Genomic DNA, 13,681 nt, shown 5'->3' with positions numbered 1-13,681 from the left:
TAAACATGTCTAGTTTAATTATCCAATTGCTTGTATCGCACCCTTTGTCATTTTAACAGATATTTTCTGTATTGAAAATATAAATGTGTAAATGTAATAATAGGTGCCTTTTGCTGTAATATGGCTGACTTTGTGCGTAATACACCACCTAATCCTCACTTTTTATTTAGTCATATACCCGTTAAACTCTTTTTCGAACGCCATTGTAAGCATAATTTACAAAACACCATACCGATTTGAAAAATCCCAGCTTCTCTATTTGACGATAAACTTGCCAATTTCGTTTCGCTGTTTTGAATTTATTACTGGAAATGGATCCTTCGACATAGCGGTATTTAGCTAAATCCTCTTGAATTCCATAAGCAATATACCCTTTTTTGAGGATAGAAAGCCAAAAGGCGAAATCCTGGCGCGTTCTTATCAATGGCATTTTCATCTTGCCAATTTTTTCAATATTAAGCACAACTGTTAAGCAACCAATAATAGTATTTTTTAAATATCCGTCATAATCAATTTGATCTGGAATACCGACCACTTTATTCAGGTCATTGCCTTCTTCATCTATAATGGAATATTTAGTAAAGGAAAAGGCGATATCCTTTTCCTCCATAAATGAAATTTGCTTCTCGAGTTTTGTTGGGACCCACATATCATCGCTATCAAGAAAAGCAACATATTTTCCATTTGCTGCTTCAATGGCTGTATTACGAGCTACAGCAGCACCACTATTGACTTCCAGTTGAATTAGATTAATTCTCGAATCTTTTTGTGCATATTGCTTTATAATAGAAACACTATTATCACTTGATTGATCATCTACCAGGAAGATCTCCCAATTTTTATACGTTTGATTAAGCACAGACTCAATGCAGCTTGCAATATGTTTTTCTGCGTTATATACAGGTGTAACGACAGTCACTAAAGGAGAATGGTTTCGTTCATTCATGATTAATTCCTCCTACCAAAAATTAAGCAATGATACTAATTATGTTTACCTATACTTTCTTTTACATTCCTTACAAAAATAATCAAATGGCTATCGAAAATCGATAGCCATCAAAACCTAGTATCTATTAATCTTTATAAATATTAATTGCCCAAAAGAATTTTGTCAATTTTCCACAACACGCTTGATTGAACAGCCTTTCTTCCACCAAGTATTCCAAATTCTTGATGGTTACGTTTTTCAAGATAATTCTTTGTTGCAGAATCAATATCTGAAGGACGGACAAGCATCAAGGCTTTTCCTTGCTTTGCAGCTAACAATCCACCTGTTAAGGCATCTTTAAAATCTGCTCCTGTGGCAAAATAGTACCCATTATAGGACGAATGAAAGTATTCGGCAACCGCGATATTGGTTTTATATCGATCTGCTCCTGAAATCCGTGTAGCCTCTAAGCTTTTTTTAACGGAATCACTAATGGGTTTAGTTCCACCAATAATGTATTTATTTGAAAAATCATGTAAGTCAAGAAAATCCTTTGTAGCACTTGGGACCCATGTTTCTTCTACAAACACAATTGGCATACTTCTCTTTGCCGCTTCGACGGAAGCAGACAATGCATCTGGAAAGCTCTTGCCATTCACTATCATTACTTCCCCATTTTCTTTTGCTACAAACTTGCTTATTTCCACAGCCGTATCATAACGCGTTTTCCCTGAAATCCTCGTTGATTTCAATCCATTAGCATTTAATTTATCCTCTACACTTTTACTGATTGCCTGTTCCCCACCGACTACAATAACATGGTCCACACCCATTTCTTTCATGGAAGAGATGGTTACTTGTGGCAGATAACTCTTCTCTGATAAGAAAATAGGACTGTTTATTTTATAGGCCAAAGGAATGACCGAAAGGCTGTCTGCAAAAGTTTTGTTGCTGGATAAAATGGCGAAACTACCTTTCAAAACACGGTTACCATTTGTCAATGTGGATGAAGAAACAGTATCCCATCCTTTTTTGGCAACTTCCACTGATGTTTCCAAGGAATTCTTGCCAGAAATCCTGTTTTTCCCATGATAATACTGAAGAGAATCTGCCGCATTTACTTGGCCAAGTCGAATAGGAAAATCTAATGCGTTTTTACTTGATTCTTCTATGATTTCCTTTAACTGTCGACCTGTTAAATTCTTATCTGTACTTTTCAACATGGCTGCTTGTGAGGACACTAAAGGAGCAGCCATACTTGTACCGCTCATTTTCCCGTATCCACTAATACTAGTGGAAAAAGAGGTAGGCAATGTGCTAAATATTTCAACACCAGGTGCAACTACTGAAACCGAGTCGCCGAAGTTTGAAAAATCAGCTAATTCACCTGTTAAATTAGAAGCACCTACAGACATAACTCCTGGATAGCCTGCTGGATATTCCACTGTATCAGATGAATTATTTCCTGCAGCAGCCACTACCATGACGCCACTATTTACAGCCTTATCAATCGCCTCTTTCAAGGTATTGTTCTGTGTGGGACCCGCAATACTGATGTTTATGATGTCTGCTCCATTCTCGACGGCATAATCAACACCTGATGCAATATCAGAAGCGAAAGCACCTTGGCGATCTCCTACTTTGATAGGCATTATGTAAGTGTCTTTCACTATCGATACAATGCCGTTCCCATTATTGGTTTTGGCACCAACAATACCTGCTACATGTGTGCCATGTCCAATTTCATCCACCGGCATGCTGCTTGGTGATAAAACATTGTAAGGATTAACGATGTTTTCTTTCAGATCAAGGTGGTGAAGGTCAATCCCTGAATCAAGCACAGCAACGACAGGCTTATAGCTTTGCTCGTATCCAGACCATGCTTCCTGTACATTCATCACTTGTAAATAATCTTTTTGGTATGGGTAGTGGGGGTCGTTAGTATTGTTCGTTGTGTTTGTATAATAGAAGAAGTTGTCTTCTTCTACATATTCCACTTCCTCTTGGCTTTCAAGTTCCTTTTTTATTTTACTGAAGTCTTTCTGTTTAATGTTTTTTATTTGTGGTTTAGCTTTGCTAAAAGAATAATTGCCTTTCTCTTTATATTTGACAATTATCCTCATGTTTTCTTCTTGAGAAGCATGCACAACCTCTTTTTCAAAAAGAGAAGGAAGGCACATGAGCATTACCAGCAAAAAACATAGGCTTTTCTTCATCTTCGTTTCTCCCCAATCCCCCTTGATTTCTATCTAATTCAAACCGATGTTGATTTAGATAAACATTACATCTTTAATGATCCAACCGTTTCCGTTTCTTTCTACCGTCAGATTAACTTCAATATTAAACTTTTGATCAACCCAACGAACGAGCACTTCTTTATCTTCCTGATGGATATACTCTGCTTCTTCAATCTCAGAACTCAAGGAAAGGAATTGTTCAATAAACGGACCTAACTCTTCATTTTCTCCAGCCCAATAATCGACTAGGTCACTTAATATTGGTTCTGCAAAATAGTTAGAGAGATATCCCTCTAATTCCTCACGAGTCATGTCCTCTGGATTTGGATAATCCTCCTCCATGGTTAAGTTATGAAATTTGAATTTGGCAATTTCAATATAAGACATGATATTTCGCTGTTGTCCTACACTGATTTCTTCTTCATCCTGCGCTTCTTGATTGTAAAGGACTTCTTCACTATCCAAAAAGAAAAAGCCAGAAATAAAGATAATACTAAAAAGCAATAGCGCTATATTTCTCCAACGTTTGTTCACTCAACACACCTCATTAATGCGTTTATTCTATACAAGACCAAAAGATGTGCAGATACTGCACACCTTTCCTTATCTGTCCTTATACTTTTTAAAGCTTGTTCACCGTTCTTCTTCCAATTGATGCATAATAATACCCAAGGTCTTCCATATGATTGAGCTTGAACATGTTTCTACCATCAATCATGATAGGTTGCTTCAACTTTTTCTTTAAATCAGTTAAATCTAGATCTTTGAATTCCTTCCAGTCAGTAAGGACAACTACTGCATCTGCATCTTGGACCGCTTCATCATAGGAATGGACTGTATTTAAATTTGCAATTTCCTTTTTGGCATTAGCCATAGCTACAGGGTCATAGGCAACGACATCTGCTCCGTCTTCCAATAATTTAGGTATAACATCAATAGAAGGTGCGGCACGCATATCGTCCGTATTAGGTTTGAACGCCAACCCAAGAACAGCAAGCTTTTTGCCTTTTAACTCTCCATTGAACGCTTCTTTAACTTTATCGTAGACACGGAAACGTTGCATGGCATTAACGTTCTCCACGTCTTTAACAATCCGCAGGTTGTACCCTACGTTCTCTGCTATATTAATCAAAGCATTGGTATCTTTAGGGAAACAAGATCCCCCGTAACCAATTCCAGCAGCCAAAAAGGCTTTTCCAATTCGATTATCATATCCCATGCCTTCTGCTACTTTTGTTACATCGGCTCCAACAAGTTCACAGATATTGGCTATTTCATTAATAAAACTAATCTTCGTTGCAAGAAAGGCATTAGCAGCATACTTGATCATTTCTGCTGTCTCAATATCAGCAACAACGATATTTGTATTAAAAGGTTTATGAAGCTCCGTTAACACTTCTTTCGCCTTTTCACTTTCCACACCGATTACCGCTCTTTCCATATTCATCGTATCGTAAATAGCAGAACCTTCACGAAGGAATTCAGGGTTGGAGGCTACATCAAAGTTAGAATGGCCTGCCTCTTTTTCAATGATGCCTTTAACCCACTTCCCAGTCCCAACAGGTACCGTACTTTTGGTGACGATGACCTTATAATCTTTAAGATTCTTCCCGATGGATGTAGCGACAGCTTCAACGAATCTAAGATCCGCTTCCCCATTTTCTTTCGGAGGCGTACCGACTGCGATTAGAACAATGTCAGCCTCTTCCAATGCCTGCTCCAACTTAGTAGTAAAAGAAAGACGGTTCTCTTGAATATTTTTAAGTACCAATTCTTCCAAACCTGGTTCATAAATAGGGATGATCCCTTTTTTTAGGTTATTGATTTTATTTTCATCAATGTCCACACAAGTGACTTTGTTGCCTATATCACTAAAACAGACCCCGGAAACAAGTCCTACATAGCCTGTTCCAATCACACAAATATTCATCTTAATCCCTCGCTCGCTATTCTATAAGTTGCGGACTAAATCTTTTAAGAGTTTTTCTACAGGCCCTTTTAAGTCATCTCTCATTAATGCAAATTCAATTTGAGCTTGAATAAAACCAAATTTATTTCCTATATCATATCTTGTTCCCTTGAAATGGTAACCGTAGACATCTTGAATTTTCGTTAATTCTTGAAGTGCGTCCGTTAATTGAATTTCGTTCCCTCTTCCTGGTTTAACCGTTTCCAGTATGTCTATTATCTCTGGTGTCAGTACGTATCTACCCATGATTGCAAGATTAGAAGGAGCTTCATCTACAGAAGGCTTTTCAACTAGTGATTTTACTTTAAATGTGTCTTTTAGGCTTTCTTTTTGATCATAGTCAATAACACCATAACTTGATAAATCTTCATCAGGCACCTTTTGTACACCAATAACAGAAGAGTTCCTTGCTTCAAATTCATCAATTAACTGCTTCAAACATGGTTGGTCCTTTGACACCACAATGTCGTCTCCAAGCATAACGGCAAATGGCTCATTGCCGATAAATTTACGGGCACACCATATGGCATGTCCGAGCCCTTTAGGTTCTTTTTGTCGTATATAGTGTATATCTGCCATTTCGGAGATTTTTTTAATTTCATCCAGCTGTTCAAACTTTTCTTTTGCCAATAATGTTTCTTCCAGTTCCAAGGAACGGTCGAAATGGTCTTCTATTGCACGTTTCCCTCTTCCTGTCACAATCAGAATTTCTTCAATTCCTGATTGAATAGCTTCTTCGATTATATATTGAATCGTTGGTCTGTCCACGATAGGCAGCATCTCTTTTGGTTGTGCTTTTGTTGCAGGCAGGAATCTTGTCCCTAATCCCGCTGCAGGTATTATCGCTTTTTTCACTTTCATATTCCCGACACCTCAATCCTTTTAATTAGTAGACTATTTTTTACCGCTATCTAGTTGTTTTTGGAATAGTAGACATTCCTCTATCTCTTTTCCCTAATTCCACAAAAATAAAGATAATAATTACAATTGCCCAAAATCTTGGGGATACAAAGTCTGAACGGTACATGGATGTGATCGCCAAGTGAACCCAAAGTATCAATGAATATAAGAAGTACTTATGCTCATTTCTAATTTTAAATAATCGATAAAAAACATAGATAAACATAGAAATGATTAACAAGAAGCCGAAAATTCCGTGTTCAAACAATAGATCAATAAAGATGTTATTTGACGTCACGCTTAACGGACCTTGATGGTGTAGAAATTTCGTTTGTGCTAAGAACCAATAGCTTCCAGGTCCAAAGCCGAACACGCTGTTGACCCAAGAGAAATCAAAGAGCCAGGCAATCGGCATGACAAGCATGTACAACCTGCTATGCTTGTGAACATCAAAGAGAGTATCAAACCTACCTGTAATAGGCTGTAATAATTGCAAAACAAAATCCCATTGAATAATCGCAAAGATTGCCACCGGAATTAAACCGAAAAGTGTATATTTTAGGATTGTCCTCTTGTTTTCCAATTTCGTTGTAAAGAAAACAACTACAATAAAACCTATCAATAAAGCCATATTTGCATATCCGCTGACAGAAAAAGAAAATATCAGTACAAACATACATGGAATGAAGACAAGAAGAAAGTATTTTTTCTTACTCGCATATAGGACAAGCCCAATAATAAGAGCATCAATTAAAAACGGAACAAGATAACTAGGTTCGTCCGTTATAGAGGTGAGCCGGAAATTAAACAATACGTTGGAATCTACGCTATGTACAAAAGACCTCGTATTTAAATCAATCATTGGATATCCAAACATGAAGTGGAGGAATTGCCAAATTCCGATTGCTGTTACAATCAAAACTCCATACAGGTACCACTTAGTAATGGACATAAGCATCTTATCATTTAGAAAGGAAATAAGCTTAAAGAAGGTATAAAACAGCATTAAAAATAATGTTAAATTAATTATCCTGTTAGGCATTGCCTGAGTAATGTAGTCCACATAGTGCACAGATAACATCACTGTTAAGTTAAAGAAAGCTGCCAGTATAGCTAGTATACCTGGTATGTAGATAGAGCCTAAAAACGCCTTCTGTTCAAGGCTTAAAGGATTCAGTTTCTTTCTCTCTTTAAAGTGAACAAGAAGCAAAAGAAACAATACTCCTGTAGTTAAAAAAGTTGCCAAAACGGACGATGGAACTGGAGTCAATCTTTGATAGATGCCTGAAACGGAATAAGGCGCCAAGAACATGAATAATCCCATAAAAATTAGAATTATTTTTTCCTTATGCTGTTTCAATGCTGTTAGAAAATAACCCATTTGATATTACCAATCCTTTTCTGATCAATTTCTACTTTTTTCGACTTACCTAATTAGATATAATAGCACATACCGTCCCAACGTTAAATAGTTTGCCCACTTTGCCACAACTCATTTGATTTATAGAAAAAAAACTATATAATATGGGAAGAATATATCCCATCTGGTCAAATAGTACGGCTAAGAAATAACGCTTATGGGGGAAGAAAATGAAGTTGAAACTGTTTAGTTTATTTGCAATAGCAACAATATTCTTAACCGCATGCGGGGACAAGGTCCTAGTTGTACGTACCCCACTAGAAGGTGATCATTATGTGAGAAGCAATATAGAATCCCTTGAATGGAAACACTTCTCAAACATGATTTCCAGTGATAGCGACATACAAGAGGACGATTTCAATCAATTAAAATGGACCATGGACCATTACAGTAAAACCCGCTATATCATGGTTTCTGATGAGTTATACCGTTTTGATCAAAATGGAAAGATGGTCTATTATACAGACTGGAAAGAAGAAGACGGTGAATATAAATTAGAGAAATTGGAATTCCCTAATTATGATACAACCGGTAATATGGAGTAGAAAACGGCCTTAGCGGACGTTTTCTACTTTTTTTTGTATTGAAGCATCTCTTTTAAAGATGCGATGTAAAAAGGGAACGGTCTTTCAAGATGGTTGAATTTCTTAATAAATAAGAAGGTCAACATAGCAAAACCGACTGGCGTATTGAAAATCCTTTTGAATAGTGGTCCTTTGCTTGAAAAAGCCTTAAAATTGAGCCTTGTATCCATGCTGGGCTTGCCATGATAAACCACTACCTTTGGTACATAGCTGATTTTATACCCTTCTTTATGCATCATGTGAAGGAAAATATTCTCTTCCCCGCTTGGGTATTTTGCTCCAAGACCGAAGTCTTCATCAAACAAGACTTTTTCTTTATTCACCACTTGGAGATTCAAGAAAATTTCAATGGAAGACTTTCTAAATAAATCCTGAAATCTCAAATTCTCCTGTGCATTATTCGGGTAGTCCTTATAATACTCTTTTTTCTCGGGATCAAAGATTTGATAACAAACAATACCCGCATTATTTTCTTCAAAGAAGTTATGAACCTCCAAAAATGCATGCGGTTCGTACCAGCAATCATCATCAGAAAACGTGACAATATTGCCTTTCGTATAGTTGATTCCCACATTTCTTGAGTAAGATAACCCTTTTCTATCTAACTTAACATGCTCATAAGCAAATGAATAATTAGCAAGAAGGTTGCCCACTTTTTCATGATTATCTTGAGAAACCACGATGGCTTCAAAATTTTGATACGTCTGATCACTGAGACTTTGGAATAAACGCTCCAGTTCCATTTCTCTCGTTCCTAGTGTAGGTATGACAACACTAATCATTTCTATCGCCCTCACCATCTTCTGTTTTAAATCCTCGTGCAAGTCAGTTGCGCCTTCCTGGTTGGAATACCGAAATTACTGTCAATAAAAACGGCGGTAAGAACAATGCTACCGCTTTAATATTTGGATAATAGAATATGCTCTTTAACGAATACTTCAACGAATAAAAGTAATTGTTCCGGTGAACAGCCTTTGCTAGATGCAAGAACCTCGATGACTTGAATCTTCTTTGAAGTGTAGAAGATTTCCCCTCAAGAACTTCACGATACTTTTTAAAAAGATAGTTCAAAGCCCTGTGGTGATTCTCGCTTTTTCCACTAATCTGATTGGCTGCATTTTTTGCGATGGTATATCTGACATTATATTGATTATCATGCGCTACTTTTGTCCGTTCACAACATCTTATCCATAGGTCATAGTCTTGCATAGCAGGCAGATTATTATCAAAAGCGCCAGCCTGTTGGAATACTTCTTTTTTTACGGCAACGGAAGATGTGGTCCCAATGTAGTTATCTTCAAATATTTTGGGATACAGGTTTCCTTCAACCGTAGCAGGAATCCTTCTTATCACCTTTTTACGGTTCGTATTATAAACTACTAACTTCCCCGAATACACAAGACCAACTTCTTGATTCAACTTAAACTGTTGAAGCTGGCTTTTGATTTTTTCAGGCTCCCACGTATCATCATCGTCCAAAAACATCAAAATATTTCCTGCTGCATGTTCTGCCCCAAGATTTCGTGCATAGCAAGCACCTTTACTTTTTGGTATTTTAAGATATCGGAACGTAAAGTGTTCACTGTTATATTCGTTCAAGAACCGTTCAGTTTGTCCGTCCTCACCATCCATAACCACCATAACTTCGTCCGGCTTTTCCATTTGCTCCTCGATACTTTGCAAGGCCAGAAGCAAAAGATGCGGTCTATTATGTGTAGGGATGATGACAGATACATTATTCATATATGCTCTCACCCTAACCCTTCGTTTCTTCTACCCTCTGTTGTAAGAACTCTTCATATCTGGAGACAACATACTCATCCTCCATTTGCTTTAAATGCAGGGAGAGTGCCTCTTTATCTCTGAAACTTTTTACTTTTATCTCATCTATCATAGCTTTAGCTAGCTCGTCCGGTTTCCCCACCGGTACAAGCGAACCAAATTTCCCTTTTTGAAGAATTTCCTCAGGACCACACTCACATGCAGTCGAAATGACCGGCTTACCTAAATAAAGCGCCTCTACTAGTACATTACCGAAGCCTTCCCATTTTGAACTTAAGACAAATAAGGAGGCCTTATTTATGTACGCATAAGGATTATGAACAAATCCGCAGAGTTCTACGGCATGACCCATCTCCTCCTTAGAGATGATATCCTCCATTTCTCTCCTTATCGTCTGCTTCCCGTCTCCTAAAATAATTAAACGTGCATGTGGGGCTTCTTGGAGAACCTTCGCAAACGCCTTTAACATGGTAGGATAATCTTTTGCTTCAAAAATCCTTCCTGCTGCTACCATGGTAAAATAATTAGGATCATTCAACCATGGGTTATCAACTGCTTCGAGCGCTCTCTCTTTTATTTTACTATTAATGACAGGATTGTAGATTACTTCTATTCTATCATCATTCACACCTAAAAAGTTACCCGATTGTTTTGCCACACAATTAGAGACTGCTACAAAATGGTCAGCATGCGGGAATAACTTCCGCATCCATGCAGGGTAAAAGCGGTGCAGTTTTGTTCTAGGTCGTAAATAGGACTGTTTTAAGTTTGTATGCAACGTAATAATATGCTTAGTTTTAACTTTTGCAATCCTCATGGCAAGGCTTGATACGATATTCGCGTTATCAAGGCCTGATAAAAGGAACTCCGGCCTGCTTTCCTTCAAGTAACTTTTCAGCTTCCACACACTAAGAAATGTTTTTTTAGAATTTAACGATACAATTCGTACCTTATCCGAAACCGTGTCCAACAGTTGCCCCTCACGTTTGATCAGAACCAGATCTACTTTATGCCCCTTTTCTGCCAAACCATTTGCCAAAGCAATAACCACTTTTTCTGCTCCACCAAAGGTTAGTACCGGAATAAACAAAGCAATATACATCTCTTAGTTTTCCCTTTTTTCCAAGATTAGTTTTTCATAACTATCCGCACTGTTTTTTATAGTAAAGAACAAGGAGCGTTCAAGTAGCTTTTCTTTTGGCATTGGGCTCTTAAGGGCTGCATCCATTCCTCGTGCCAAACCGATGTAATCTCCCACATTCACCAGTGTACCGTACTTTCCACCTTCTAGAATTTCACCTGGACCACTTGGACAATCAGTGGAGACAACAGGTGTGCCCACCGCAAGCGCTTCAGCTACTACAACCCCAAACCCTTCATATGCAGAGGATAACACGAATAAATCTGCCTTCCTCATATAAGGATATGGATTGGATTGGAAGCCGACAAAGTCCACCACATCATTCAGTTTATATTGGACGACAAGTGATAAAAGATGGTCTTTCTCCGCTCCATCACCTACTACAATCAGGCGGACTTTTCTCGAATCTTGCAACACTCTCATTGCATTTAACAAAGTCGGATAATCTTTTGCCTTGTCAAATCTCCCCACTGTAACAGCAACAGGTACATCCTCATTAAACCAAGGATGTTCGACATCTTGCTGGGCTTTTGTAAGTAATTCATCCGTTACAACGGGATTATACACAACATGTATCTTCGATTTGTTGATTCCAGTAATATGGTAAAGGTCATCTGCCACACCTGTTGAGACACCCACTATGTGATTTGCAAAGCGATAGAAATACTTAACGAGTCGGGCAATAACTTTAAATGACCTGGAATTTAACACTTCTAATTGACGACTTATATTGGTATGGGTGGTGACAATTAGGTTGGTCTTGGATCTTGCTAGCAATTTAGCCATAATGACTGTTAAGTTAATATAATCCTTCCCGGATATAAAAGCATCTGGTTTTCTTTCTATTAAATACTTCTTTATATCAGGGATACAAGAAAGTAATCTAGGTTTTTTCAAATCAACCAGGTTTACACTATCAGGAACAAGGTCCATATATTCCCCTTTTGCATCCGCGACTAAAAGGTCAACATCATATCCTCTTTTAGCAAATTCTTCTGCAAGGTTAAGCGTCACCCGTTCCACCCCGCCGCCGCCAAGGCTTGCCAAGATAAAGGCAATTCTTTTTTTATCCATCGTGTACCCCTCAAATCTTTAAAAAGTTTTTTTCAATCTTTTCATCAAAATATTCCGTGCATTCATGATATTTAATAGTATCGCTACAAGCAAAAATGTGATGCCTCCTACTGCCAATTGAGCGATAAGGAAAAGCACACCTGTTTTGTCCTGTAACGGTAATAAAGCAAGCCCCATCGCAATGGAGGCCGTAACAACATTAATAAAATCTTTTGCAGGAAAAGGAAGAGGGTGGATCTGAACATGAACAATAATCCAGCTCATCACCACTGCGATTGCATAAGCAACCACCGTTGCCATTGCCGCTCCCTCTATTCCATATTTAGGGATTAAAAGGAAATTGAGTGCAACATTAAGCACTCCCGCGACGATGACCGGGTAAATTTGCAAGGCTGTTTTTTGCTTTAAATGAAACATAATATCCACACTATAAAGCTTGAACCCTTTTAGCAACGCCCCGATTGCGATATAAGGGATTAGAACAAGCGCATCTTCACGGAATGATTCACCTAAGAAAAGATGTGCTATATTGGTTGAAATAAGAACGAAGCCAACAACTGCAGGGATGGCAATCAAAAATATCAGGCTAGTGTTTTTTCTAACCTTTTCATACGCAGCAAGCTCTCCCTCTTCTTCCATCGCCTTTACAGCAATCGGAAAAGCCGCCAAGTTAATAATCATCATCAAGGTGAAGATTGTTTGTTCAGAAAGGTCATAGGTTACCGCATAAATACCTGTTGCACTTGTGTCTAATAAGTAATTAATAATTAAACGGTCGGAATTATGAATAATCACACCCATCAACAACGTAATGGTTAAGGGCATTCCATATTTCAAGAATTGTTTAAAATAATCAGATTGAAAAGCTTTGAAGTTCACACCAAGCTTCCAGAATTTTAATGTTGGCATTAACAATGTAATCCAAAAAGCCAGAATGAGTCCCGTAAGCAGACCAATCTCAGCAAATCCTGCATAAATGAGAGCAGTACCTAAAACCAACCCTAATGTAGTTCGACTGAAAGCTAACATTCCATATGATTTTGGAGATAGTTTCGCTCGCATCAGCGTTAAGTTGATACCGTTCCATGATTGTGTCCAAGAAAATATAAGGGTGAGAAAAATGAAAATTGGTGAAAACTCTTTTCCTTGAAAAAAGAACATGGTAATGATTCCAACGACAAGCGAGGCTACTATCAACGCTAGAAAAGCAAGTTTAATGGTTTCAAAAAAACGGCTATCTTCTTTATATTTTGGATAATAGCGAAGTAAACTCAATTTTAGCCATTCAAAAAGAACGGCGTTCAACATTCCAGCAATGGCAAAAACCAACGCATACATCCCGTACTCTTCAGGACTTAATAATCTAGTAAATATGGCGATGCTGGCAAAGCTGACAAGTGCCGGTACGCCATGGGATAAAAAATATGCAAAAGCATGTTTTGATAGCATAAAAAAGGTTCCTCCACATCATTAAGTACAATTCCATACATACTTCATTTATTATACATAAAAGTCGAAATAACTAAAACTTTGATTCATTTTGGGTTGCTTTGACTCCGCTGTTGATTTCCGCAAATGGCTTCGCTTTCCACAGCTAGAAATCTAATTAACACAAAAAGCTGCCCCAAGTAAGGACAGCTTTTCTT

Annotated in this window: 12 protein-coding genes; 1 reads left to right on the top strand and 11 read right to left on the bottom strand. The window is 37.8% G+C overall.

Annotation, left to right across the window (positions count from 1 at the left end):
- Window positions 1–181 precede the first annotated feature (181 nt).
- The 6 genes from FZC76_RS06490 to FZC76_RS06465 all read right to left on the bottom strand — a co-directional run bounded on the left by FZC76_RS06490 (window position 182) and on the right by FZC76_RS06465 (window position 7,415).
- The gene (locus tag FZC76_RS06490) at window positions 182–946 is read right to left on the bottom strand and encodes a glycosyltransferase family 2 protein (protein ID WP_148987432.1); all 765 of its coding nucleotides are present in this window, start codon (window positions 944–946) and stop codon (window positions 182–184) included.
- A gap of 143 nt (window positions 947–1,089) precedes the next feature.
- Entirely contained in the window at window positions 1,090–3,144 is a 2,055-nt protein-coding gene (locus FZC76_RS06485; protein WP_148987431.1) for a S8 family serine peptidase, read from the bottom strand.
- 54 nt (window positions 3,145–3,198) lie between these two features.
- On the bottom strand, window positions 3,199–3,699 hold the full coding sequence (locus FZC76_RS06480; protein ID WP_148987430.1) for a hypothetical protein: 501 nt from the start codon (window positions 3,697–3,699) through the stop codon (window positions 3,199–3,201).
- Window positions 3,700–3,787: 88 nt separating this feature from the next.
- Window positions 3,788–5,095 (bottom strand): UDP-glucose dehydrogenase family protein, encoded by a 1,308-nt coding sequence (locus FZC76_RS06475; RefSeq protein WP_187441974.1) that lies wholly within the window; start codon window positions 5,093–5,095, stop codon window positions 3,788–3,790.
- Between the two features lie 21 nt (window positions 5,096–5,116).
- On the bottom strand, window positions 5,117–5,995 hold the full coding sequence (galU, locus tag FZC76_RS06470) for a UTP--glucose-1-phosphate uridylyltransferase GalU (protein ID WP_148987428.1): 879 nt from the start codon (window positions 5,993–5,995) through the stop codon (window positions 5,117–5,119).
- 46 nt (window positions 5,996–6,041) lie between these two features.
- Window positions 6,042–7,415 (bottom strand): O-antigen ligase family protein, encoded by a 1,374-nt coding sequence (locus tag FZC76_RS06465; protein WP_148987427.1) that lies wholly within the window; start codon window positions 7,413–7,415, stop codon window positions 6,042–6,044.
- Window positions 7,416–7,624: 209 nt separating this feature from the next.
- Here FZC76_RS06465 and FZC76_RS06460 point away from each other — a divergent pair, with 209 nt between their 5' ends.
- Window positions 7,625–7,999 (top strand): hypothetical protein, encoded by a 375-nt coding sequence (locus FZC76_RS06460; RefSeq protein ID WP_148987426.1) that lies wholly within the window; start codon window positions 7,625–7,627, stop codon window positions 7,997–7,999.
- A 23-nt stretch (window positions 8,000–8,022) separates the two neighbouring features.
- On the opposite strand, the gene FZC76_RS06455 is transcribed toward FZC76_RS06460, so the two are convergent.
- Genes FZC76_RS06455 through FZC76_RS06435 form a run of 5 tightly spaced genes read right to left on the bottom strand, consistent with a single transcriptional unit; the run spans window position 8,023 to window position 13,484 of the window.
- Window positions 8,023–8,862, bottom strand: a complete 840-nt coding sequence (locus FZC76_RS06455) for a glycosyltransferase family 2 protein (protein WP_262372454.1) — start codon at window positions 8,860–8,862, stop codon at window positions 8,023–8,025.
- A 1-nt stretch (window position 8,863) separates the two neighbouring features.
- Window positions 8,864–9,781, bottom strand: a complete 918-nt coding sequence (locus FZC76_RS06450; RefSeq protein ID WP_148987425.1) for a glycosyltransferase family 2 protein — start codon at window positions 9,779–9,781, stop codon at window positions 8,864–8,866.
- 13 nt (window positions 9,782–9,794) lie between these two features.
- The gene (locus FZC76_RS06445; RefSeq protein ID WP_148987424.1) at window positions 9,795–10,922 is read right to left on the bottom strand and encodes a glycosyltransferase; all 1,128 of its coding nucleotides are present in this window, start codon (window positions 10,920–10,922) and stop codon (window positions 9,795–9,797) included.
- A 3-nt stretch (window positions 10,923–10,925) separates the two neighbouring features.
- A complete protein-coding gene (locus FZC76_RS06440) occupies window positions 10,926–12,035 on the bottom strand; it encodes a glycosyltransferase (protein WP_148987423.1) in 1,110 nt (369 codons plus the stop codon).
- 18 nt (window positions 12,036–12,053) lie between these two features.
- Window positions 12,054–13,484, bottom strand: coding sequence for an oligosaccharide flippase family protein (locus FZC76_RS06435; RefSeq protein ID WP_148987422.1), 1,431 nt, complete (start codon window positions 13,482–13,484; stop codon window positions 12,054–12,056).
- Window positions 13,485–13,681 lie beyond the last annotated feature (197 nt).

This window comes from Sutcliffiella horikoshii, assembly GCF_008180725.1.
GTDB classification, from domain to species: domain Bacteria; phylum Bacillota; class Bacilli; order Bacillales; family Bacillaceae_I; genus Sutcliffiella_A; species Sutcliffiella_A horikoshii_B.
Note: the sequence above shows the minus strand (reverse complement) of the source record. Positions and strands in the feature narration are given on the sequence as shown.

Bases quoted from the DNA above. Each gene is read 5' to 3' on its own strand.
- FZC76_RS06485 (WP_148987431.1), bottom strand. From the start codon at position 3,144: ATGAAGAAAAGCCTATGTTTTTTGCTGGTAATGCTCATGTGCCTTCCT.
- galU (WP_148987428.1), bottom strand. From the start codon at position 5,995: ATGAAAGTGAAAAAAGCGATAATACCTGCAGCGGGATTAGGGACAAGA.
- FZC76_RS06435 (WP_148987422.1), bottom strand. From the start codon at position 13,484: ATGCTATCAAAACATGCTTTTGCATATTTTTTATCCCATGGCGTACCG.
- FZC76_RS06450 (WP_148987425.1), bottom strand. From the start codon at position 9,781: ATGAATAATGTATCTGTCATCATCCCTACACATAATAGACCGCATCTT.
- FZC76_RS06460 (WP_148987426.1), top strand. From the start codon at position 7,625: ATGAAGTTGAAACTGTTTAGTTTATTTGCAATAGCAACAATATTCTTA.
- FZC76_RS06475 (WP_187441974.1), bottom strand. From the start codon at position 5,095: ATGAATATTTGTGTGATTGGAACAGGCTATGTAGGACTTGTTTCCGGG.
- FZC76_RS06445 (WP_148987424.1), bottom strand. From the start codon at position 10,922: ATGTATATTGCTTTGTTTATTCCGGTACTAACCTTTGGTGGAGCAGAA.
- FZC76_RS06440 (WP_148987423.1), bottom strand. From the start codon at position 12,035: ATGGATAAAAAAAGAATTGCCTTTATCTTGGCAAGCCTTGGCGGCGGC.
- FZC76_RS06490 (WP_148987432.1), bottom strand. From the start codon at position 946: ATGAATGAACGAAACCATTCTCCTTTAGTGACTGTCGTTACACCTGTA.
- FZC76_RS06465 (WP_148987427.1), bottom strand. From the start codon at position 7,415: ATGGGTTATTTTCTAACAGCATTGAAACAGCATAAGGAAAAAATAATT.